This is a genomic window from Pseudomonas sp. IPO3778 (assembly GCF_013386825.1).
Taxonomy (GTDB): domain Bacteria; phylum Pseudomonadota; class Gammaproteobacteria; order Pseudomonadales; family Pseudomonadaceae; genus Aquipseudomonas.
This window is the reverse complement of sequence record NZ_JACARC010000041.1, coordinates 93,720-116,556: the sequence shown is the minus strand read 5'-3', so window position 1 is coordinate 116,556 and position 22,837 is coordinate 93,720. Positions and strand designations below refer to the sequence as shown.

At 59.9% G+C, this 22,837-nt stretch carries 16 protein-coding genes and 1 pseudogene; 2 read left to right on the top strand and 15 right to left on the bottom strand.

Annotated elements, in window-relative coordinates:
* Positions 1 to 20 precede the first annotated feature (20 nt).
* Positions 21 to 551 (top strand): tetratricopeptide repeat protein, encoded by a 531-nt coding sequence (locus HX855_RS21965; protein WP_177085973.1) that lies wholly within the window; start codon positions 21 to 23, stop codon positions 549 to 551.
* A 9-nt stretch (positions 552 to 560) separates the two neighbouring features.
* Here the strand turns inward: HX855_RS21965 and HX855_RS21960 are convergent, their stop codons facing one another.
* A complete protein-coding gene (locus HX855_RS21960) occupies positions 561 to 2,579 on the bottom strand; it encodes a CHASE2 domain-containing protein (RefSeq protein WP_177085971.1) in 2,019 nt (672 codons plus the stop codon).
* A gap of 197 nt (positions 2,580 to 2,776) precedes the next feature.
* Positions 2,777 to 3,235, bottom strand: a complete 459-nt coding sequence (locus HX855_RS21955; protein ID WP_177085969.1) for a hypothetical protein — start codon at positions 3,233 to 3,235, stop codon at positions 2,777 to 2,779.
* A 241-nt stretch (positions 3,236 to 3,476) separates the two neighbouring features.
* On the opposite strand from HX855_RS21955, the gene HX855_RS21950 reads away from it, so the two are divergent.
* On the top strand, positions 3,477 to 4,205 hold the full coding sequence (locus tag HX855_RS21950; protein ID WP_177085967.1) for a response regulator transcription factor: 729 nt from the start codon (positions 3,477 to 3,479) through the stop codon (positions 4,203 to 4,205).
* Positions 4,206 to 4,217: 12 nt separating this feature from the next.
* On the opposite strand, the gene HX855_RS21945 is transcribed toward HX855_RS21950, so the two are convergent.
* The 13 genes and pseudogenes from HX855_RS21945 to tssJ all read right to left on the bottom strand — a co-directional run bounded on the left by HX855_RS21945 (position 4,218) and on the right by tssJ (position 22,831).
* The gene (locus HX855_RS21945) at positions 4,218 to 4,964 is read right to left on the bottom strand and encodes an OmpA family protein (RefSeq protein ID WP_177085965.1); all 747 of its coding nucleotides are present in this window, start codon (positions 4,962 to 4,964) and stop codon (positions 4,218 to 4,220) included.
* 72 nt (positions 4,965 to 5,036) lie between these two features.
* Complete coding sequence (locus HX855_RS21940; protein ID WP_177085963.1) at positions 5,037 to 6,281, bottom strand: HlyD family efflux transporter periplasmic adaptor subunit; 1,245 nt, start codon at positions 6,279 to 6,281, stop codon at positions 5,037 to 5,039.
* Positions 6,282 to 6,315: 34 nt separating this feature from the next.
* Complete coding sequence (locus HX855_RS21935; RefSeq protein ID WP_177085961.1) at positions 6,316 to 8,427, bottom strand: type I secretion system permease/ATPase; 2,112 nt, start codon at positions 8,425 to 8,427, stop codon at positions 6,316 to 6,318.
* Complete coding sequence (locus HX855_RS21930; protein ID WP_309139804.1) at positions 8,424 to 9,614, bottom strand: TolC family outer membrane protein; 1,191 nt, start codon at positions 9,612 to 9,614, stop codon at positions 8,424 to 8,426. Before HX855_RS21930 ends, HX855_RS21935 begins: the two co-directional genes overlap by 4 nt.
* A gap of 34 nt (positions 9,615 to 9,648) precedes the next feature.
* Positions 9,649 to 10,695 (bottom strand): annotated as a pseudogene (locus HX855_RS33445) (hypothetical protein); the annotation flags it as partial.
* A 116-nt stretch (positions 10,696 to 10,811) separates the two neighbouring features.
* The gene (gene tssA / locus HX855_RS21925; RefSeq protein ID WP_177085957.1) at positions 10,812 to 11,909 is read right to left on the bottom strand and encodes a type VI secretion system protein TssA; all 1,098 of its coding nucleotides are present in this window, start codon (positions 11,907 to 11,909) and stop codon (positions 10,812 to 10,814) included.
* A gap of 92 nt (positions 11,910 to 12,001) precedes the next feature.
* Positions 12,002 to 12,520 (bottom strand): type VI secretion system tube protein Hcp, encoded by a 519-nt coding sequence (locus HX855_RS21920; RefSeq protein ID WP_177085955.1) that lies wholly within the window; start codon positions 12,518 to 12,520, stop codon positions 12,002 to 12,004.
* Positions 12,521 to 12,672: 152 nt separating this feature from the next.
* On the bottom strand, positions 12,673 to 15,165 hold the full coding sequence (tssM, locus tag HX855_RS21915) for a type VI secretion system membrane subunit TssM (protein WP_177085953.1): 2,493 nt from the start codon (positions 15,163 to 15,165) through the stop codon (positions 12,673 to 12,675).
* Positions 15,162 to 16,088: a type VI secretion system-associated protein TagF gene (tagF, locus tag HX855_RS21910; RefSeq protein WP_177085951.1), complete on the bottom strand. Its 927-nt coding sequence runs from the start codon at positions 16,086 to 16,088 to the stop codon at positions 15,162 to 15,164. Before tagF ends, tssM begins: the two co-directional genes overlap by 4 nt.
* A 31-nt stretch (positions 16,089 to 16,119) precedes the next feature.
* Complete coding sequence (locus HX855_RS21905; RefSeq protein ID WP_177085948.1) at positions 16,120 to 20,025, bottom strand: type VI secretion protein IcmF/TssM N-terminal domain-containing protein; 3,906 nt, start codon at positions 20,023 to 20,025, stop codon at positions 16,120 to 16,122.
* 30 nt (positions 20,026 to 20,055) lie between these two features.
* A complete protein-coding gene (gene icmH / locus HX855_RS21900; protein WP_177085946.1) occupies positions 20,056 to 20,769 on the bottom strand; it encodes a type IVB secretion system protein IcmH/DotU in 714 nt (237 codons plus the stop codon).
* The gene (gene tssK / locus HX855_RS21895) at positions 20,766 to 22,109 is read right to left on the bottom strand and encodes a type VI secretion system baseplate subunit TssK (protein ID WP_177085944.1); all 1,344 of its coding nucleotides are present in this window, start codon (positions 22,107 to 22,109) and stop codon (positions 20,766 to 20,768) included. The genes icmH and tssK overlap by 4 nt, the downstream gene beginning before the upstream one ends.
* Positions 22,106 to 22,831 carry a type VI secretion system lipoprotein TssJ gene (gene tssJ / locus HX855_RS21890; RefSeq protein WP_177085942.1) on the bottom strand — a complete coding sequence of 242 codons (726 nt, stop codon included), beginning with the start codon at positions 22,829 to 22,831 and terminating at the stop codon, positions 22,106 to 22,108. The genes tssK and tssJ overlap by 4 nt, the downstream gene beginning before the upstream one ends.
* Between the last annotated feature and the right edge of the window lie 6 nt (positions 22,832 to 22,837).

Sequence of the window (22,837 nt, the reverse complement as noted above, 5' to 3'; positions counted from 1 at the left end):
GCCAGGGGCTGCAGTATTCGATGGGCAAAAACATCATGATAGAGACGCTTGCCACTATTTCAGCGCTGACCAAGGCCGGTGATTTTCAGGCGGCTTACGCGCTCGCAGTACCCCTTGCGAAGCAACACCCGGATGACGTAACCGTTCAAATCACAACCGCTTATGCGTGCGATCGCCTCGGCTACGAGCAGGAAGCGCTGGTTTATTATCAAGGCGCCTGGAAGCTGGGCGTCCCCCAGGAAGAGCAGTTCGAGTTTTTGCTGGGCTTTAGCAGCACCCTCAGGAATGTAGGTCGTGCTGAAGAGTCGCTGGAGTGGCTACGACAAGCCAGGAAGAGCCACCCGCATAGCGCTGTGCTTGCAGCATTCACAGCCCTTGCCTTACACGCCGCAGGACAGAATGACCTGGCGCTTGCCACGATGCTTGACTGCGCCTTGAAAACCGCCGATGGCAACGGCCTGGCACCGTATACCCGCGCGCTGACACACTATCGGGATGAGCTTGCGGCCACTGTCGACCGTCCATGCTCCAGGGGCGAATTCGACGGGTGACTCAATGGGTCACAGCACATTGAACGTTAGCGTGAAGGTGGTCCCTTGGTTCAGTTGGCTGCAGCATTCGATGGATGCTTCATGACTTTTCATCACGCTGGCAACAAACGCCAGGCCCAGGCCATAGCCATTGCGCCTATGGGTGTTTTCATCGTCGGCAAATCGATGAAACTCCTCGAACAGAAAGGGCACGTCCTGCTCGGCAATGCCAACACCTTCATCGCGGATGGTCAGCACCACCTGTGTTTTCCGTGCCGTGAGTGTGACCCATACGGTGGTGCCGGCGGGGCTGTACTTCAAGGCGTTTTCCAGCAGGTTGAAGACCGCTCGGGTCAGTAGTTCACGATCGGCCCTGATGGTGCAGGCCTCTTCGTTTTCCAGGCCCCGGGTCACAAGCCTGATCGCGCGACTCATCGCCAAAGGCCAGACCTGATCAATGGCATCCTGGACGATGACGCCGGGCCATTGGCTTTCCAGCGGTTTGCCTTTGGATTTTGCCTCGTCAAGCAGCATGAAGCCGTCAGTCAGGTCGAGGGTTCGCTGTACCTGTTGTTCAATGTGTCGCTGCACGTCAGTGGGCATCGGGTTTGCCGAGTGCTCTTGCAATGTCAGTACCGCCAGGATTGCCGATTGTGGCGCACGCAGATCATGGGACAAAAAGCGCAGCATGCTGTCGCGCTGCTCCTGTGCCCTTCGCTCAACGGTGAACTCAATCAGGCTGACCAACCATCCGGTGGGTTCGCTTTTGTCAGAGTCCAACGGGGCCAGCTGGACCTTGAAACTTCGGCCGGAGGCGGTCACAAGCAGATAATCCGCAAGATTTTCGAGCTGGCTCTCATCACCTACCCATGGCCTTTCCTGCCCATATTCGTGGGTGGCTTGCTCTCCGGCGAGGTCACCCAATATCTGGAAAATACTGCTTTGTGTCAGGTACCCGGGGGCTGTTTCATCGTTTGCAGTGAGCGAGGCTGCGCTGAGGTTGGCAAGCATGACGCGCCCATGCAGATCAATCACGAACACGGCAACCGGCAAGCTGTCCAGCGTCTGGGCAATAAAGCGTCGTGAGCCCCGGATATGGGCAATCATGGCTTCCAGATCCATGGCTTGCCTGATCAGGTGATCGGAAGATCGATCGGGCGTGGGCAGGCAAGGCTGAACGCTGAGTTCTTCGTTCATGCGGTCCAGTTCGAAGCCGAAGTAGGTCACGATGGCATTCAAGCGCCGCCAGCTCCAGAACAGATACGCCAGCAGGATGCCGAGCAAACCGGCGCCAGGCGGCGACCACCACCCTGCGGACAGCATCGCCAGAGCCAGGGCAAGACGAGTGACGATCAACCCCAGGCACAGGGCAAACCTGTAGCGCAGCCGCGAGGTTACAAATAGCGCAAGCACCGCCCCTACAAAGGCCACCGAAATGACTACGGTCAGCCAGGTGGGGAGGGGACGGATCAACTGATTGTGCAGCAAGGCCTCAAGTCGGTAGGCATGGTTCATTACCCCCGGCAGCGTGCCCAGGCCTGATGCGGTGGCGCCGATCAGGACCAGCTTGTCGCGCAGCACCTCATTGGCAATATCGCCGTTTAACACGTCAACGAACGAGACCGACGGTATCTGCGGGTTGGCGCCGCCAGGTGGCATCACATGGTCATTCCAGCCAGGGCCCAGATTATCGAGCAACGTCTGCCCGGCCGGGGTGTTGGCTTCGCGAATCGCCGGGGTGACCACCGTACCGACCTTGGCCATGGCGTGGCTCAGGCGCCTGTCGGTGTCAACCGAGGCGCCAGGCCCGGTAGCAATCACATCAAACACGACCGCTTGGGGCGTCAGGGCTGCGAGCCTCTCCAGCAACTCGGCGTAAACCGCAGGTGGCCAAGGCCAGGGCCCCAGGGCCGTGACACTCCGGTCATCAACCTCGATCACCACCAGGTGCGGTTCGGCCGCAGGTGCGACCAGCGGCATCAAATGATCATAGATAAACCGATCGATTGGCCATTGCGGCAACGTGGCGAGATAGCCGGCGGCGGGCAATAGCAGGACCGCAATGGCGACCCACTCCCGCAGGATCTTCCTGAGTAACTGTTGGACATTGCGCACGATAGGCATGGCCCCTTGGGACTGTTGTTAGGCACGGCTACCAGAGCACAAGATTTATAAACTGTAGCCCAATACCGATGTCTTTTGTTTAACGGGCCATCTGAGCAGGTTGCCCAGTGAAATCCGCTGTCTCATTGCGAGAGGCGCCGGCCCTTGCGCAGCGGCGGCCGTCCTCGCGACCGCTTGAAGGGCTGCGCTTGCCCAAGGACTTGATCGCACTCGCTGGGAACCAGGGGTTTATCCACCACCCCCAGGAATTGAAACCCCGGGCCCTTGAGTGAGGTCAGAAAGCCCATGTGGTTTTGAATAGCGTCGACATCGCCGGCCAGGGAAAAGTAACGCGCCAGGGAATGCCGCGAGACTTCCTGCAACAGCGAGCGAAGCTCACCGATTTCCAGGCTGGTGCTGCACAACACGATGTCATAAGGACGCAGGGTATCGTGCAGTTCGATCAATGCTTCCAGGCAGTTGAGGGCAGGGTAAGTATTGAAGTAACCCGCATCGCCCAGGCGAATGAGCGTGTTCATCAACTGGAAGGGCCAGTTATCCACGATCAGGATGCGCGTTTTGTTTTTCTCCGAAGCGTTCATCGTTTCAGCGTCATGGGCAGGGAGGTGGAAAGGGTCAATGGGGTGTCCGGACTAAGAGGAGGCCCCCACCGTGTTTCCTGTTCTATCGGAAGACCGGCGCCAGCAGCTGGGCGATAGCGGTATCTTAGTTATCCAGCGCGCCGCCCCTGGATTTGTTGACAGTTGTTCATAATTCTTTTGTGTGATTGAGTGTGGGTTTATTGGAGTCTGATACGCTCTCGCCTACACGGAGCGACTTCCTATGCGAATTGCGATTCTTGACGATGAGCCCAAAGAACTTGAGCTTTTGCGTCGCGCCCTTGAGTCCCACACCTTGCCCGACAGGTCGGCACCCATCTGTGTGGTGTTCTCCAATAGCCCGGAACTGCTACGACGCTTGAGACGGGAAACCTTTGACCTGATCATTCTTGATTGGCAAGTCACCCAGATCAGTGGGTTCCAGATGTTGCAGTGGATCAAGGAGCACCTCGATCCGGCCCCTCCGGTGATCATGCTGACCTCGCGTACCGCTGAACACGATGTGGTAAAGGCTCTCAACGCGGGCGCCGACGAATACATCGGCAAGCCGTTCAGGCCCGCCGAACTGATTGCCCGCCTTGGCAACGTATTGCGCCAACGCACGGTTAAAAAGGTCGACGAAACGGTGTCGGTGTTCGGCAACATCCAGTTCGACACCCAGGAGAAAGTGGCCAGTATCAACGGCGTTCCTGTTCCACTGACCCTTCGCGAGTTCAACCTGGCCCTGTTGATGTTTGAAGGGCAGGGGCGGCCCTTGTCCCGTAGCTATTTGTACGAGCACCTGTGGACCCGAGACGAAGGCTTTTGCTCGCGGACCCTGGATACGCATATCTATCGTATTCGCAGCAAGTTGAAGTTGATCTCCGAACACGGCTGGGTGTTAAGCACAGTCTATGGCTACGGTTATCGCCTTGACTCCCTGACCGTGCGCGCAGCCGCTGAACACCCCTGAAGGCCGCTCGACTCAATCACCAATGACTTGAACACTGACGCGACGGTTGGGTTGCAGGCAATAAACCAGCTCCAGGGTGGCCCGAGAGCCCGGGCATTGTACGATCGGGTCTTCGCTGCCCTTGCCTTGGACCTTGATCAGGTTTCGCGCAATACCTTGCTGCGTCAACAGGCTGGCCACCGTCCTGGCGCGGGCCAGGGAAAGCTTGCGGTTAACCCCATCCGGGCCCAGGCGGTCGGTATGGCCCGTCACAATCAACTGCGGTGGCTCGCGGTACTCACGTTGCAGTCGCTGGGCAAATTGCTCGATCTGCTTTCGGCTACCCGGTTGCAGATCGTTGACGCTGGATTTGCCGATACGAAAAAGCGCGTCTGCGGGCAAATCCAGTTTTCGAGTGGCTTCGGCAGTTTGCTGTGGTTGAGCCGGCGGCTGAGTGCAGGTCATTTGCCATTGGCGCTTTTTGACGACTTGCTGCTGGGCATCAAGTTCGACGTTTGCGGTGCAGGTGACCTGTTGGCCATTCTCTTCAAAACTGAAGGCAAGGCGCTGACCAGCGTCTGTTTCGACGATCTTGGCGGGTTCGCCGGGAACGGGAGGGGCCTGGTCTATCAACAATGGTTTGGCGGGCGGGGGCGTTGCGCTGGAGGTGGAGCAGGCTGTCAATGTGACCACCGCAAGCGGCAGTACAGCAAATACAAACAGTTTGTTAGTTGGCATTTCGGGTCGCCCTTCAATCGCACATTCATAAGGATGGCCCATTCTAGGTGGGCCTCCTCGGGTTTGGCGCAAGGGTTGACAATTGATCAATATGTGAACTTTCCAGGCGTCAAGCTAGCGTTCTCGCAACGCCTCACTGGTCTTGTTAAAGGGTTTGATCAGGTAACTCAATACGGTTTTTTCTCCGGTATGAATATCGACCGTAGCAATCATGCCCGGAACAATGGGCAAGCGTTCGCCATTCTTGTTCAGCAGCGAATCGGAGTCCGTCAGGATATAAACCCGGTAGTAATAAACATCCTTATGGACATCATCCTGAATGGTGTCCGGTGAAATCAGCACCACTTTGCCCGGTAGCCCGCCATAGATTGAATAGTCGTAGGCCGTGATCTTCACGGTCGCCGCCTGGTCCGGATGGATATAGGCAATGTCTCGGGGGGCAATACGTGCCTCCACTTGCAACCGCTCATCCAGCGGCACAATCCGCATGAGCTGGCCATTGGGGGGAATAACGCCGCCAATGGTGTTGATCTCGATGTCCTTGATTATCCCCCGTACCGGAGAAACAAAGGTCAGGCGGCTCAGTGAGTCGTTACGCCCACGCGTCACGGACTGCTGTGCCTCAATCTCCGCGTTGGCCCTGGCCAGCTCTTCCCGTGCCTTAACCAGGTATTGAGTCTGGGCGTCGGTGTAACGGTTTTGCAGTTCGTTGAGCTGACGCTTGAGGCGCAGTACTTCGACCGCACTGGCAGCGCCGCGCGCGACCAGCGGCGAAGTCATTTGCAGCTCACTGCGAATCAGGCGCATGGCCTCGTCGAGACCGGACAAGGTTCGCGACAGACTCTCCCGGCGCGAATGAAACAGCGCGGTCTCTGCACGGACCAGATCGGGCTCTTCCATCACTTCGCCGGGGAACACCAGCGGCGTACCGTTGACTTCGGCACTCAAGCGGGCAGACGTGGCCTGTGCGGCGCGGCTGCGGGATGCACTTTCTTCAACGGCCGATTCGACGCGGGTTCGATCCAGCTGGGCAAGCCTCTGGCCCTTTTCGACAATGTCACCCTCCTGCACGCTCAGGTTCGCCACTACGCCGCCCTCGAGGGATTTGATCACTTGTTCCTTGGACGAAGCGACCACCTTGCCGGTGCCGGTAGACACTTCATCAAGCTTGAAATACCAGGCCCAGGCCGTGAACACCAGCACCCCAACGGCCAGGCACCAGATCAGCCGGGAGGCGGCGGGGAGGGCTTTCTCGCTCAGGCCGAAGCCGTCGATGTGTGCAGTGTCGGGTGTTCGCGAGTTGGCGTTCGGCGGCGGTGGCGGTGGCGGTGGCGCCAAATCGTTGTTTGAATCGGACATGGTGGTTCTGCCTGCTATTACGGTAGAGAAAGGATTACTTGGCACTGAACTGCGCAAGCACCTGGGATTTGGGGCCATCCATGACGATCCGGCCGTTGTCGATCACAAGCACCCGATCGACCCACTTGAGTACAGCCAGGCGATGCGTGGCCACCAGCAACGTTCGCCCTTCAAGCCAGGGCATCAAGTGCTCGAGCACCTGGGCTTCGCTGACTTCATCCAGCGAGGCGGTGGGCTCGTCGAGCAGCACCGTCCCGGGCTCGCGGATCAGCGTGCGGGCAAGCAATAACGATTGTTTTTGACCGCCCGACAACCCCAGCCCGCCCTCCATGATCAGGTAATCCAGGCCACCTTCCTGGGCCTGGACCAGGGCCAGTGCACCGCTCAAGGTCAGCGCCTGGATGATCTCCTGGTCTGTGGCCATTGGGCGTCCCATGGTCAGGTTGTCGCGGATGGATCCGAAGAACAGCCGTGAGTTTTGCGTCAGCAGGCCGATATCCCGGCGCACGTCGGCGGGGTCGATCAGCGTCATGTCCAGGCCATCCAGCTTGATCGACCCTTCCTGCGCCCGATGCATACCCGCCAATAGCTGCAGCAAGGTCGACTTGCCGGCGCCATTGCGTCCCAGCACCGCGATACGCTCGCCGGGCTGAATCTCCAGATGTTTGATGTCGAGGGCCAATGCCTTGTCTTTTTCGCCGTGCTGGAATTGAATGTCGCGCAAGGTGAAGTGCCCCTTGAGTACCGGACGATGCAACAGCCTGGCGTTTTCCGGCTGATCAACCGGGCGCTTCATCAATTCGTCCAGACCGGCACGTGCCACCTTGGCTTGCTGCCAACGGGCGAACACGCTGGAAATCTGCGACAGCGGCGCCATCATGCGCGACGCCAGGATCGAGGAACCCACCAAGGCGCCGGTGGTCATGCTGCCGTTCATCACCAGGTAGCAGCCGCCCAGCAGCACGGCTGCATAAATCAGGCTTTGCAGCTCCTGGGTCCAGGTCATCAGCAGGTTGGTGATATGTCGCTGCTTGATGGAGATGTCCGAGGACACGGCGTGCAACTGGTTCCATTGATTCTGGAAACGGGGTTCGGCCCGCAACAGCTTAATGTCTTCAATACCCTGCACAGCCTCTACCAACACCGCATTGCGGATTGCCGATTCGCGCATGCCTTCATTGGACAGGCGTGCCAGGGGCTTTTGCGCAAGCAAGCCGGGAAGAATCAGTAAGGGCAGGGCGCCCAGGGCAATCAATACCAGAGGCCCGCCGGTCAGGTAGAGAATGACCATGAACAGCAACACAAACGGCAAGTCGGTAATCGCACTGATGGTGGTCGAGGTGATCAACTCACGTACTTGTTCCAGTTCGCGGATTTGCGAAATGAAGGTGCCGGTGGATTTGGATCGAACATCGTTGCGCAACCTGAGCGCATGGCCGAACACAAGGTCGGTGATTTTCAGGTCAGCACGCTTGCCGATCATGTCAGCGATGCGTGAGCGAGACAGGCGCAACACAAACTCAAATCCGATGGCCAGCAATACACCCAGAAACAGTACCCACAACGTCGACTCTGATTGCGCCGGCACCACGCGGTCGTAGACCTGCATCGAAAAAATCACCCCGGCCAGCGCCAGGATATTGGCCGTGACCGCCGCCAGGGCGACATCGCCATAACGTTTCCAATCCCGTAGCGCGATAGCCCAGAACCAGTTGGCCTGGTAAGGCTTGATGTAATCGTCGACCCGGGCATCTGCCACCGAGGATTCCGGCCGCAGCATCGCGACACGCACCGCACGCCGGGCCACCTCATCGACGGTCAGGCTGATGGCTAAACCCTGGTCGCCACTGTTGAGCACACTGAGGTTACCCTTGCCATCGCAACGCTCGATGATTGCCACTTGCCCATCGTCAAGCTCTACCGCCAAGGGCAGGCGCCATGGGTCAAGAAGGGCTTTTTCAAAGGCCTCGAAACGTAGCATCAGGCCCATCTGCGCGGCCATGCGCTTGAGTACGATGTCATGGGCGGCACCGCGTTCCCAGCTCAGGGAGACGCGCACCGTTTCCTCACTGACCCCCATGCGGTAATGCCTGGCGATCGTCAGCATCGCCTCCAGCCAGGGTTGATACGCTTGGGTCTGGCTCATTGCTCAATCTCGATCTGTTGAACGGTGCTGTTGTTGAGGCCGTAGGCTTGTCGGCTACGACCGGATGCACCGATGTAAGTCACCAGCCCCGACCAGTAATCGTGCTGGGTGCTCTGCTCATCGGCGGCGGCCTGATAGGCCTCCTGCTCGGCGTTGAGCAAGTCGAGCACCGACCGCGTGCCGACGGTGTACTGCTCCCGATACAGCTCGCGGGTTTCGGTGATGCTCGCGACACGTTGTTTGAGAATGCCCAAGCGCCCACGGGCGCCAACGGCCTGCTCCTGGGAACGTAGCAACGTATCCTCAGCGGACAGCCGGGCTTCGTTGATCGCGGACTCGGCAGCCTCGATTGCGGCATTTGCGGTGCGGATCTGTGCGGAGACGGCGCCGCCCTGATAAATCAGCATGGAGCCGGTCAGCATTACGGTGTTGTAGCTGCCGTTCTCTTCCCCGTTATTCGGGTTGGTTCCGCTCAGGGCCTTATTGGCCGATGCCTCCAAAGACAGCGTGGGATAGCGCTGGGCCTTGGCATTTTCCAGTTGGCCATAGGCCGATTGCCGATCCGCGTCGGCAGCCAGCACCGCTGGGAGCATCCCGTAATTGATGGCGTCGACCAGTTGCGTATTGCGCTCCAGCTCTTCGGGAAGGGTGGCGACAGTGGCAGGCATGGGGTAACCCACCAGCGTCGACAGTCGCGCCCGGGACTGCCCCAGCAAGGTGGAAATCTGCTGCAAGTTCGCCTCGGCGCTTTGCACCCGGGTGGTTGCCTGAATGAAGTCCGATTGCGAGGTCAGCCCCGAATCCGCTCGCAACTGCACCATGTCGAGTACACCCCGCACCGCCGCGACCTGGTCGCGAGCAATTGTCAGCAGGCTTTGATAGCGATGGGTTTCAACCAGGGCCTGGGCCGTATCCTGGGCAATCGTGTCGATCTGTTTGAGCAGCAATGCCTGGCGCTTGATGGTTTGCCCTTCGGCTTGGGTGACGGAGCCACTGACCTTGCCGAAGTCATGGAGCATCTGTGACACAGAGACCGTCGCAATCTGCCCGTTGCCGTAGGAGCTCACTCGCCCGGAATTGACCCCGGCGGTGATCTTTGGGTAATAGCCTGATTTTGCATAATCAACTTGTCCTTCGGCCTGGGTGACGGCATGCGCAGCGGAAGCAATGGAAGGGTGGCGGTTCACTGCAATAAAGACCGCGTCGTAGAGCTCCAGCGCGCCGGCCGGTATCCGACAGGTTGGCGACAATGACGGTCGAGTCCTTTTCCGTCAGCCCATAAAAGCTCGACTCGACGATACGAGACATACCCGAATAGTTGAAGGGCAGGTGGGTCAGCCAGGTGGCGAGGTTACCAATGGAAAATGGCAGCCTATTCCACACGTCAGAGGCGTAGTAGTCGTTGAAGCTGACGATATTGTTGGTTGCCGAAGGCCAAGGCGTGTCGTGAACCCCTGCTGAGGGCTGACCGCTGCCCGGGTTGGGCACGTCACGAAACACCGGGTCGTTCTCAAAACCGATGTTCAATACCTTGCCGCTCTGGCTTTGGGTGGGCGAGGCGAATCCCAGGTAATTGGCATTTTGATAGAAACCGGCCCAATGGGTCGAGCTCAAGTCAGCCATGCTGTTGACCTCCAATCCACCCAGGCTGTGACCGCTCACCACGATGTCCTTGCCGCTAAGGTTTTGCGTGCTGGCATATGCCGCGACGTTCTTGAGCAAGTTCCCGAAGGCATTGGCCGTGAAGTCCCTGGAGTAGCTGGCCGGACCGGAACCGGCCTTGAAGTCGTTGATCAAGTCGCCCAGGCTGTCGAGGATCTCCGATTCCCGCGGGCCGCTGGTGCCGCGAAAGCCAATGCCGATGGCGATCAGGCGGCCATCGGCGGCGTACTTGCCCAGCACCTCAGCTTCAGCGGTGGTGTAGCCAGGTTGCTCGCCGAAGTAAGTGCCGCGTTTGTCGACCGTCCCCTGATAGCCCAGGGTTTGCGGCGCAATGGGGAACCAACCGGCTGTCTCCACCGCGCGCAGCGCCGCGGCTTCCGAGTCGGGGTTCCAGGGAATGCCCGGGATCACACCCTGGGAGGTGTGGCTGCCGATCAGCCCGGAGACGAGGGTGTGGATCAGCCCCGGCCCGATGCCATATCGGAAGTAGCCCTCGGTAAACCCGTTGTCCAGGTTGTGGTAGGTGTACAGGGTGATCGCCAGCGCGTCGTTGAACAGCGCCTTCGAAGTCGTGGAAGGCAGAGTCTGGTAGTCGAAGATAGCCATGCTGTCGGGTTCCTTGATCGGCTTGATGCCTTCAAGGTAGTCACTGGCGAGGCAGGCGCAGACAGCCGTCACATTTGTTCATTTTTCAGGGGCGCGCCGATGTGGGGCGAGAGACATCAGGATTTCGTTTCTTTGGTTCCAAGTACGTCACGGATACCGTCAATCACGTTTCCGTCTTTAATCACATCACTCAACCATCCCTCAAGCGGCATGTTGCCCCACTTGATAGCGCGTTCGATCAGGTAGGGCACGGGGCTGTGAGGTTCGGTGGTTTTGAAGAACTGCGCCACGCTCGCCAGCATTGTGAAGGCTTCATCGCGGGTACCTGGGGTAGTCCGCAACTGGGTCGAGGATGGGGTGTGCTGTTGTGAGGGCATTGCAGCACCTGCCTGGGGGTTATCCAATTCTGGAGTGCCAAGAGTGGCCGGCTCTATGTGCGCCGGATTGAGCTCGATTCCTCGGTCTTTCAACAGCTTCTCCACCAGTCGCAGGGCTCGCGACAGGATGTCGTCAAGTGCAACAAAACTCGTCGCCTCGCGCCCGAACAGGCTGTCGCAGGTGGCCTGGAGCTGTCGGCAGGCCATAAGGCAGGCTGTGATTTCCGTGGCCTTGAGGCGAAGGTGATCGGTGTCGGTGAGGACCACCGAACGCTGGAAAATCTCCGCATTGATCTTGCCTTCATCAATAGCGGCCCGCATGGCTTGGGGGTTCTGCAAGGCGAGATTTTCTACATGACGGGATTCGTCATAACGCAACAGGCCGAAGTTATCACCACTGGTAATCGGCAATCCGCCGACCACATCAACGAGTGAGGCTTTGAGCCAGGCAAGGCGGGCGTTGCGCTCTTCCATGCCGTCTTCAAGCGTAGGGTACAAGTCGTCCCAGAATGCCTGCAAAATACGCTGGGCGAGGGTCAAGCCGAAGTGAATGCCAACAAAGTGATATTGGTGCGCGAGGCCTTCTGAAAGCCAGGAAACCAGCATCAGGTCTTTGCTCTGTTGAGCGAGGCCTTGTGCGGCCAGGGTGACGGTCAGGTCCCAATCCGAAGATTTGAGTTCGGTTTGCCAGTCTCCCTGGGTCAAGTAGGCGGGGTCTGCGCGACGAGCTTCCTTGATCTGATCGAACAACGCAGAAAAACTCAGGTCCGCGCCACTTCCCCCGTCTATGGGGCTGGTCAGCTCTGCCATTGAAAGGCCGTTGAGAAATTCAGACATAGATAACTCTGCTCAGTGTCAAAAACACCGTGCCCAAGTGCAGGCACGGCGTTGAGGTGGGGCCCGTTTCGGGCCCCGAAATCGCCAAGTAGTTAAGCGAAAACCTTGTTTGCCGTACGATCCCAGCCGCCGGTAACGTTACCGCCACCCTGGCCGTCTGCACGGCTCTGCTGGGTGTAGGTGGTCTTGATGCGAGCGAAGTTAAAGCTGACTTCTTCGATCGGCAGGTCGCTGACGGATTTGTCTTCACCCCCTTGGTTGCCGCCTGCGACGGCCTTGACGGAAGACACCACGACTTCTTCCAGGTTGATGGTCAGGTAGGTCAGCTTGTCGCCACCCGCACGGTTGACGTTCAACTGGATCTTGGCGATGTGAGTACCCTTGCAGCACGCTTCGAACAGCTTCGCCGAGGCCTTGTCTACCGCTTTGCGGATGCTGAAGTCGCTCAGCGCGACGCGCTCGGACGATGCGCCGCCCGAAGAGCTGGCGGTGGCAGAAGTGGCTTGAGTGGCGCCATACTCGTAGCCCAGCACTTCGATCCAGTCCTTATGTTTATCGTCCAGAACTTCGCCTGGGATGCCGTCGATTTGGATATATGCGTCAAATGCCATTTTTAATATCTCCTTTCACTGTTTAAGAGTTGTATCTACCCGTCCGGGATCACAGCTCTTGCTTTAACCGTCCTGAAAAAATCAAGACCGGCTTCTTTTTCCGCCGCCCCGGCACCGGCCCAGGCAGCGGTATACGTCTAAAACCCGCGAGCTCAGTTGAGCGCGCGCACTTCGATCTCTACCCGCCTGTTCGGCTCAAGGCACTGAATCAGGGCAGCGCGGGGCAGTTGCATGTCGCATTTCACCAGCGGCTTTTCGCTGCCTTCACCGACCACGTCCACCAGTTCAGCCGGTACACCTTTACCCACCAGATAGGTTTTGATGGTTTGCGCCCGCTGTTTTGAGACCGCCAGGTTGCCCTGGCGATCCCCCAGTTGGTCGGCATGCCCGGCAATGATGATTTTGCCGATGTTAGGCGTGCTCAAGAGCTTGCCGGCAATGGCGCTCAACTGTGCCTGACCTTCGCTTTTCAGGCTCTGGAAGTCGGCGCGGCCAAAGGCGAATAACGTGTCGGACTCCAGCGTGATCGTCTCGATGGAGCGCAGCGACTGAGTCAGCAGGCTATTGATGTAATTGCGCGAACTGGACGTCAGGAACGCGTTGTCGAGGATGCGTGGCACGTCCTGCTCATGAATCTGATCGCTGTAGAAATTGATCTGGCGACTGGCGTATTCGTAATCCTGATGGGTACCGGCGGCATCATTCTGGCCGATGGTCTTGCCAGTCTGGCGGGCGATTGCGGGGTACCAGTAGTCCGGGATCTTTGCCTTGAGGAACGCCGGGTCAGCCTTCTCCCGCTGGGCGCGCGACAACATGATGTAGGTGTCGAGGGTCGCGGTGCCGAAGTTGGCGATCGATTGTGCACGATTGTCCGTGGGCAACGCCTTCGGCTCGACGCTGTCGATACCGGTCACCGGCAGCAGTTCCTTGGCGTTGCGCTGGTACACCTTGATGGTGGTCAGCAGGTACAACGAGCGGGTGAGGTTGTCGGCGGTGGGCTTGAGCATCACCGTTTCGAGGCGCGAGAAGTACCGGCTGCGCAGCAACGGCTCGATCTCGTGCCCCTGGTAAAGGCCCAGCCGCATGCGCAGCGGCACGCCTTCCTCGTGGTGCTGGCTGTAATAGTGCGCAGTCCATGAACGCAGGCTGTCCAGCGTGTGCCAGGCGGTGTATTGGCCGGTGGCGGCGCGGTCATCGGTCGACGCTTGGGCCAGCTCGGCAGACAGGGTCTGGATCGTGTTTTTGTTGTTCCAGTAAGACCAGCCCCACAGGCCACACAGCAGCAGGGCCAGGGCGCCGAAGCTGCCGATCCAGGCTGCTTTGCGCCGACGCTCGCGGTGGTTGGTGGTGTACAGCGCCACCAGATGCTGGTCGGGAATGATCACCTTGCGGAACAGGCTATTGATAAACAACGCCCGCGGTTGCGCCTGGCCGCTGGCCGGTTCCTGATCGCTTTCCAGCGAGAATCGCTCGGTGACCTGGCGAGCATGGCCGCCCATTTCCGGCTGATCGGCATCCAGTGCGCTGGTGAAGTAGAAGCCGCGCAGCAGTTCGGCGTTTTGATACGGGTTGGCCCGCAGCAAGGCATCCACAAACAGGTGCAGGCGCGGCTTCAACGCCGCCAGCTCCAGCGGGAAGCGATACACCGACGAGTTCTGGCGAGTGACCTGAATGTCTTGCTGCACCAATTGCTGGCCGGCCACGGCCTGCCAATAGGTGATCAGTTCATCCATCGCCACGCCGAACCGCTGGCCCCAGTCGGCCTGCTCAAACCCCTTATGAGAGAAGGTCTTGCCCATCACTTCGCCGCGGGCCACGTCATCCAGCTGGCTGTAGAAGGGCGCGAACCCCGGCACCAGATCGCACTTGGTGAACACCAGGTACACCGGCAACCGCACTTCGAGCAGCGCGTGGGTTTCCTGGATGCGCTCACGCAAGCGCTTGGCAATGCGCTCCTGATCTTCGAGCGAGGATTGCAGGATGTCGTGGATACTGACCGCCACGATCAAGCCGTTCAGCGGGCGACGTTGACGGTGTTGGCGCAGCAGCTGCAAAAACGCGCGCCATTTGCCGGCTTCTTCCTGGTTGTTCATGTAGCGCCCGGCGGTGTCCAGCAGCACGGCTTCGGAGCTGAAGAACCAGTCGCAGTTGCGGGTGCCGCCCAGGCCGGCGACACGCGCGCCTTCGCGTTCGGCATACGGAAAATTCAGCCCGGACTGGTACAGCATGGTGCTCTTGCCCGCAGCGGGCTGACCGATCACCAGGTACCAGGGCAGGGCGTACAGTGCATCTTTGGGCTGGGTGCCACGAGGTTTATTGCTGTTCAGGCGCTCGATGCTTTGCAGCAGGCGTTCGCGCAGCAGGCTGACTTCTTCACGGTCGGCCGGGCTGGCATTCAGCACAGCCTGGTCGGCGTCTTCGCGCAGCAGGCCTTCGAGGTTGTGATGCCGGGAGACGCCACGATACAGCAGCACCACGTAGCCGGACGACAGCACCAGGAACACCCCGATCCCGGTCAGCAGGCTATAGAGCGAATTGAAGTCGAACGCGCGACCGATCCCCCACACGATAAAAATCGTCAGGAAGAACAGCACCCCGAGAATGTAGGGTTGGTAGCGCAGGAAATAATATTTGATTCTGTTCATACGGACTTCAAATCCAGGGCATCGACAAAACGGTCGATAACGTCATAGAGAGGGCGGTCGCTTTCAGGGAAAGCATGGGCATGGTGGTGCTCGTCGAAGGCGTCAAACGGCGCCAGCACGTCGTAACTTTCCAGGCGTTCGCTGGTGCCCGTGAGCACCCGGTACAGGCCGTTGCTGCTGCGCGAGGCAAAGCACAACAGCTTGGGGCGCATGAAGTCATCGGCCAGCACGCTGATCTGCGGCGCGGTGTCGGCGCTTTTCATGCGCGTGAGCCAGTTGACCCACAGGTCGGCGGTCGGGTTCTTCAAACCCCGTTCGGCCGGCAACGGCAGTGAGATTGCCATGCTGCTTTTGTGCTGCATCGGATGCTGCAACGCCTGCAGGCGAGTCAGTACGGCATTGCTGACGAACTCCGGGTAAGCGTCTTCCAGCGAGCGGGTGATGTCGCGCAGGTTGAAGTTCACCAGGAACTTGTCGTGCACGCGGCGGAACAGTTCAAAGTCCTGCGCTTGCAACGGACGCAGGGCCTTGATGCGCTCAAACAGCACCGAGGTGCTCTCGCCCTGAGCGGCCATGTGCAGCAACGGTTTGATCTGCCCGCAGAACAATTCGCTCAGGGTGAACGGGTTCACCAGGGGCTGCGCATCGCTGGCCTTGACCGTCTGGAAGATGAAAAACGGGTAGCGCCGGGCACTGAAGTCCCGCGAGCTGATCAGCCCGCCCAACAGCCAGTTGCCGTTACTCGCGCGATAGCTGAACAGGCACACCGGCAAGCGATCGAACAGCTCGCGCCAGTCTTCGCGGTGTTGCATGGCCGAGAGGGCGCCCTGCAACCACGCGTCGAACTCGCAGACCTCTTGTGCAGCACCATGCAGGCTGACGAAATCTGCGCTGGCAGGCACTTTGCCGAAACACCCGATCACCGGCGGCCCTCCTGATGCATGGCTCGAATCCTCACTTGGCGCGCCCGTCGCCAGCGCTCAGTGCGCTCAGCGCCTTGACGTTGGCCAGGTCGGTGAGCTTCACGCCGCCATAGTTGCGCACGGCCAAGCTGACCGGACCGCTGGCGGTGTTCCAGCTGAAACGCTGCTGGATACCATCAAGGTCGTCGACCCGCGCACTGTCGTTCATGCGCAGCAGGCCCCAGCGTCCCGGATAGTCGAACACCGTGACGCGCTCGCCGCTCAGCGTCACCACATCAAGGCGTGCGCCCGGCGTAGTGGTGGTGCCCGGCCACGAGAACCGGCTCCAGCTGGTCTTGCCGTTGCGGTAGTGCTGCACCTGGCCGTCCAGGGTGAAGACGACGTCGGTGAAGTAGGCCGACGGCTCCAGCATGATCTCGAAGCCGTTGTCGCGATCCGACAGGCTGGCGATCACTTCGCCCAGCGAACTGGCCTTGTCGATGCTGTTGACCATGGCCGGATTGACCAGCGGGGCCGACTTGGCGCCACTGCTCATGCCCAGGCCTTCGCCACCGGCAAGGTTGCCGATTTCGTTACGCTTGAAGTTCGGCAGCAGGCCCGACTGCGGATCGACAAAACGCTGCAGGTCCTTGACCGATGCTTCGTTGCGGCTGCCGGCGGCAATTGGGTAACGACGGGCCATGACCTGTTCCCACGGCTTGGCAATCTGCTGCGCCCAGGCCTTGGCGATTTGCTCGCCCGCCGGGTCGCGCAGGGTTTCCCAGGTGTACTGGATCGGCAGGCTGAACAGGCTTTGCAGCGAACTCGACAGCCCGCCCTGGCTGGTGTCGATCGTGGTTTCCACATAGTTGCGCACGCTGGTGACTTCGCTAGGCTGGCCTTCCAGGGTCTCGCTGATCAACTGCTTGCTGCTTTTGCCGACGTCCTGCGAACGCTGGATGTTATTGACGCGCACTTTGAGTTTGCGCAGCGCAGCCAGGTAGCGGTCCATGATGGTGCTGTCTGCACCTTCGGCATTCTGTGCGGCGAAAACCCGCGAGACCGGTTCAAAGCGTTTGGCCAGGCTGCCGTCATTGACCGCAGGCAGCGGCGAAACCAGTGTGCTCGGCGACACGTCGGTGTTATCGAAGATGCCGCTGACCTTGCTCCAGAAGCTGTCCGCGCGCTTGGTGCCCGGTTGCTCGGCCTCATGCGCCTCGGGAAGGTCCCATTGGGTGTTTTCGTTGACCGCCGACAGCAACCGCTTGACCGGAGAGTTCTGCACGTCACTGAGCAGCGAGAGCTGTTGAGTGGCGTTGGCCATGTCGGTGAAGTGACGCACACCCACGCTGCCGACCAAGGTGTACCAGGCCTGGGTGTAGTCGCGTTTGTAGCGCGCCATGAACTCGCGGATGAAGTTGGCTTTTTGCACCACGCTGTCACCGCCTTCGCCATCCAGCACCCAGTCGGTTTCATTGTGCAGGTTGCTGGAGACCAGCTTGATCAGCTCCGGCTTGACGAACTCGTCCCAGCCCTGGCGAGTGAAAATCGCCGGAACCACTTCGGTGCTGTACAGCAGTTGACGGCCCGGCAGCGGCACCAGGTCGCTCAAACCAATCGCCGGGAACTGGCGGCTGGATTCGAGTTGCAGGCGCAGGTATTCACGGTCTACCAGGGAGCTGGAGATCATGAACGACTTGAGGCTCTTTTGCGTCTCGCTGATCAGTTGCTCGTTACGCGGCAGCGTCGGGGCCAGCCCGTTCTTGAGCATTTGCACATAGACCGGCACGTTGTCCTGAATCACTTTTTCGCCGATCGGATTGTCCTGGCTCAGGGTGTTTGCCCAGGCGACCGGCAATGCCGCGCCGACAAACTCGGCTTCCGGGTGCGCGGCCGGCCGGGTGAGGATCAGGTAGAGCTTCAGCGTGTTATACGACTCGATGATCGACGCTACCTGATGCTCGTCCAGACGTCCGAGCATCTCTTCCGACAGCGATAACCCACCGGTGGTGGCAGACAATTCAGCAGCGTCACTCGCAGTGGCCGGGTTGCGCAGGGCGGCGAGGGCGTTGTCACGCGCCTGCCGGGCCGAACCCTTGGCCGCGCCGGTCAGGCGCTGGCCGACATCGCTGGCGCTGCGCGGGAGGCTGCTCAGGCTGGTTGGGGCTGCCCCGGTACGCGCGGCTAATTGCTGCGCACGTTGAGCAACCGAAGGGCCTTTACGCGCGCCTTTGCCAGGCGGGGTTGGCGTGGCGTTTTGCAGGTCCATGGTTTTTGCGAATTCGTTGAATTCGCGCAGATGCCGTTGCAGGTTGAGTGTCACCGGCTCCAGTGCCTGGGTGCGCAACTGCTGCAAGTAGGCGTTCTGGGTGGCGAGGTAGATGTCATCGCCACGGTACAGGCCGCCGCTCAGTCGCAGTGGCACGCCGTGATCGCGATAGCGTTCGATGGCGGTCATCTGGTCACGCAACAGCTCCAGGCCCTGGCCGGACGCAAGCAGTTGCTCGCGGTCGGGTGATTGCACCAACTCGTTGAGTTGCTGGCGCATGGAGGCCAGCCACTCGCGGTTATTCTTGAACGACAGGCCTTCCCAGCCGATGAACACGACGCCGGCCAACAGTGCCAGGCCGATCACCACAGGGTTCAGCGCCGACTTGCGGCCGGAACGCGATTGGTACAGCGTCAGGTCACGGTCCGGGAAAATCACCCGGCGGAACGTGTCGGTAATGAAGTAACTGCGATCACCGGTTTTGTGGGTGTTGCCATCGCCCGGCAGGGCTTGGTCGGCCTGCGGATGCAAGGCGAACGACTCGGCCAGGTCATCTTCAAACACCGGGCTCAGCTGTTGGTCGGTCTGCAACGCACTGGTGAAATACAGGCCGCGCAGCAGCAACGGGTTGGCTTGGTGGGCGTGCGGGGCGAAGTGCTGGAGGAACTGCTCAAGAACGCCCGCGAGTTCAGCGAAGTAGTTCGGGAAGTTCAGCAGCGCGCTATTGGCATCGGCGCCAAGGGCGATCATCTGCGCATCGACGTGACGGCGAATGTGGCCGTGCAGGTTGGCCAGCTTGGTATCCAGCACGCTGCGCAAACCGTGGTGGCGGATCTCCGACAAGCCGAAGGTCATGCCCAGCGGTTGCTGACGCTCGTTGAGGTCGAGGCCTTCGAATGCCTGGCTGAAACCGGGCAGTTGGTCGGTTTTGCTGAGCATCAGATAGATCGGCGGGTTCACGCCCAGGCAGTCGACGTATTCTTCAATACGCGCCACCAGTTGCGCCGCCAGGGCGTTACGCTCATCCGTGGTGGCGGCGAGCAACTCCGGCAGGCTGACCACCAGTACCAAACCGTTGACCGCTGCCTTGTTGCGTTGTTTTTTGAGCAGGCGCAGGAAGTCCGCAAAGTCACTGGCGGACTGATCGTCGCGCAGGTAACGCCCAGCGGTATCGATCATCACCGCGTCAGGGCTGAAGTACCAGTCGCAGTGCTGGGTGCCGCTTTCGTTTTCATTCGCGCTGCTGGCAATGTTGGCCGACAGCCCCGAGCGGCTGAGCAGCGAGGTTTTGCCCGCCGCAGACATGCCGATCACCAGGTACCACGGCAGGTCGTACAGCGCAGAAGAGCCGCCGCCACCGGCGGCGCGGTCGGTACGCAGCATGGCAATGGCGTGCTTGAGGCGTTCGCGCAGCACCTGCTGGTCGCGGAACTCGCCGCCGGATTTCAGCGATCGATCGACTTCACGCTGTACCAGGCTCTCCAGGTTGTGCTCGGCGCGAATACGCTTGTATTGGCGCAGCACAATGATCAGCACATAAAAGGCACTGATCAGAATCAGTGCTTCCGGCAAATGGCGGTTCAATTGCGGCACCTGCGGCGCGGCGATCCAGCATGCCAGCAGGCTCAACACCCACAGCACGGGGATGAGGAACCAGAAACTTTTCAACAAGCGCAGTAATGTCTTCATGTCTTCCTGACCCGGTTACCTGAACTGTGCTCAGGCACTGAACAGTTGGCTGATGTGTTCTGCCAACGCGGCGACGTCCTTGCCCAACAGCCAGTCCAGCGTCAGGTAAACAGCAACGCAGACCAGCGCAATGAGCGCCAGATACAGCCACACGGGGACTTCGTGACGAAGCATCTGCGAGACCTGATCCGGCAATGCCCAGTCCGGCGACAGTGCTTTGGGGGTCTTGCGGTAGCGCGCGATATCCTGGCCGAGGGTGTTGGCCAGGTAGCGCAGTTGGTCTTTCTGGCCGAGGCTGAACTTGCCCTCGAAACCCAGCGCCAGGCACAGGTGGTACACCTCAAGCACATCCAGGTTGGCTTTCACGTCGCCGCGCAGTGATTCGATCTTTTCAAAGAACCCTTCACCGGCCAGGTGCACGCCGAAATAGCGGAACTGCAACGGCTGCAACTCAAAGTGGTTGCGCAGGGCGTTGTCGCCGGAGCGCAGCACGCTTTCGTCGAGGAAGGCGCACAGGGCGTACTGCGTGTCCTTGACCTGGTCTACGCTGTAGTTGGCGCTGCGGGCATCGCGCTCCAGGGTGTTGAAAAAGCTGTCCACGCTGGCTTCAAAGGCACTCACCGAAGTCACCTGCCGACCCCGGCGAACGATCAGCGCCATGCTGATGAAGTCTTGCACCAGGTCTTTGAGGGTAGGTTTTTCATGCGCCGTGGCTACGGCACCTTGCATCACGGCTTCGGTCATTTGAGTACCGCCATCAGTTCAAGCTTGAGGTTGGTAAAAGCGCTGGGCGCATAAAAAGAAATGGCCTGGGCGTTCATCATTCGTTCGTACACCCGGCCATGGGGCTCGATGGAGAAATAATGGTTGTCCAGGCGCACTGGAATGGCGTTGGGCAGGCGTGTCGAATGGTTGAGCGTAACGCCCGGCATGGCACTGTTAACCACCACTTCGATGTCTTCAGGCGAGCCGACCTTGATCGCGCGTGGCACCAGCTCGAGCAGGCTGGCACCGGGCATGTCGGCGTGTACCGAGATATAGAAGTCGGCTTCGGTGAGGCGCGGATCAAGCAATTGGCCCTGCCAATAAGACGGCTTGGTCTGGGTCAGGCTGATGACAATGCACTGGTTCGGAATCACGTTGTCGAGCAGCACGCGGATCATCTCGTCGAGCTTGACCAGCGAGGCCGCCGGGTCATGGTGGTCGTACTCGGGAATGTCGTTGAGCTGAGTGTCCAGGGAAAAGGTCAGCAAGCCACCGGCCAGTTCCGCGAGGAACAAGTACAACCGCTCAGGGTGCAGACGTGGATGCGCCAACAGGTGCGCCAGGTTCGGGTATGCCCGGTTGACCGTATTGAGCAGCCAGAACAGCGTGACGTCGCTGGAGCCGAACTCGGCGATCTGGTCCGCGCGCTCACGACGGCGGCCCGACAATGCCTTGCTCTTGGACTGCAAGGCACCGAGCAGGCGCTTGCCCAGGCCGACCAGCGTCTCGTGGGTGCCGACATGCAGCGTCGGGTGCACAAAGTGCGCATCCAGGTTGAAACCGCCAATGTTATTGCGCGACAACCGGGCAATCGGGCAGTAGCTGTAGCCGTCCAGGTTGTCGCCGTCGATCAGCATCACCACGTTCAGGCGCAAGCTGGTGATTTCGTTTTCCAGGTCGCCCTCATTGAGGTCGGGCAAATTGTCGAATTGCTTGCGAAAACGCCGGGCGCTTTTTTGCTCCTGGCCATCTTCGACGTAGTTCAGGCCGAACGGCTCCGGCAGTTTGAGCGCGGCGTAGACCTTGAGGTCATTGCCCTTGAGCAACTCCTTCAAGTCCCGTGCGGCGGGCAGCGGGTCGTGCTGGGGGGCGTCGAACAAGCTGCCGTCGGGAAACACCAGCTTCAGCCGGGTCAGGCGCAGGGTGCCGGTGGCCAGGGCTTCTTCGTCAATCTGCAGGGTTTGCACGCCCCAATGGAAGGGCGTGTTGCGCAGGGTCGACTCGGCCAGCTGATGTTGGTGAAATTCATCCTGATACTGGAAATGCTGCGGCAAAAGGAACATGCCTTCTGACCACATCACACGGCTTTGCTTACTCATTTAGCGCCTTCCAATAGAGAATTCATTTGCGTATCAGCGGTCTTTTTCACGGCGCCGCTGGCCATGTCTGTCGCTTGCTGCTGCGCCATGTCACTGATCGGCTTGGGGATGACGGGCGCAGCCGGGGGGTTGGCCACGGCTGCCGGCTCCTGCCCCTTGGGCGTGTTCAGCACGTCCATGCCGCGCACGGCCTGTACCGAGTAGAAGTCGGCCAGCACGCGCACACCGTCGGAGGAGAACCAGATGCCGTCCTTGCGCAATGAGTTGGCGTCAAAGGCGATCTTCCACTGGCTGTCTTCGTCACTGCGAAAGAAGCCCGCAACCGCCACATAGCGGGCGGCCTTGTTCAACGGCCAGGTATCGGTCTGGCCCATACCGGGCAGCAGGACGATTTCGCGCTCCTCGATCAGGGTGTTGCCCAGGGCTTTCTGCGGCGCGGCCGACAAGTCATCGGCCGACACCGCCGCAAAACGCTCCAGCGAACTCAACTGGTACACGTGCAGCACCACCGACAGTGGCTTGCCGTTGGCGTCCAGGTTGAGCTGGTTGCCGGCGTAGGTGCTCAAGATCACCTTTTCGTTATCGCTGTAAAACATGTCACCCATCCAGGTATCGTCAGCGCGTTTGCCGATGCGGTCGGTGACCCCACATCCGGTGAGCATCGCCGTCATTACCAGGGCTGCCACGCCAATCGCGAGGGCTGGCTTTTGTTTCTTGTCCATAACTGC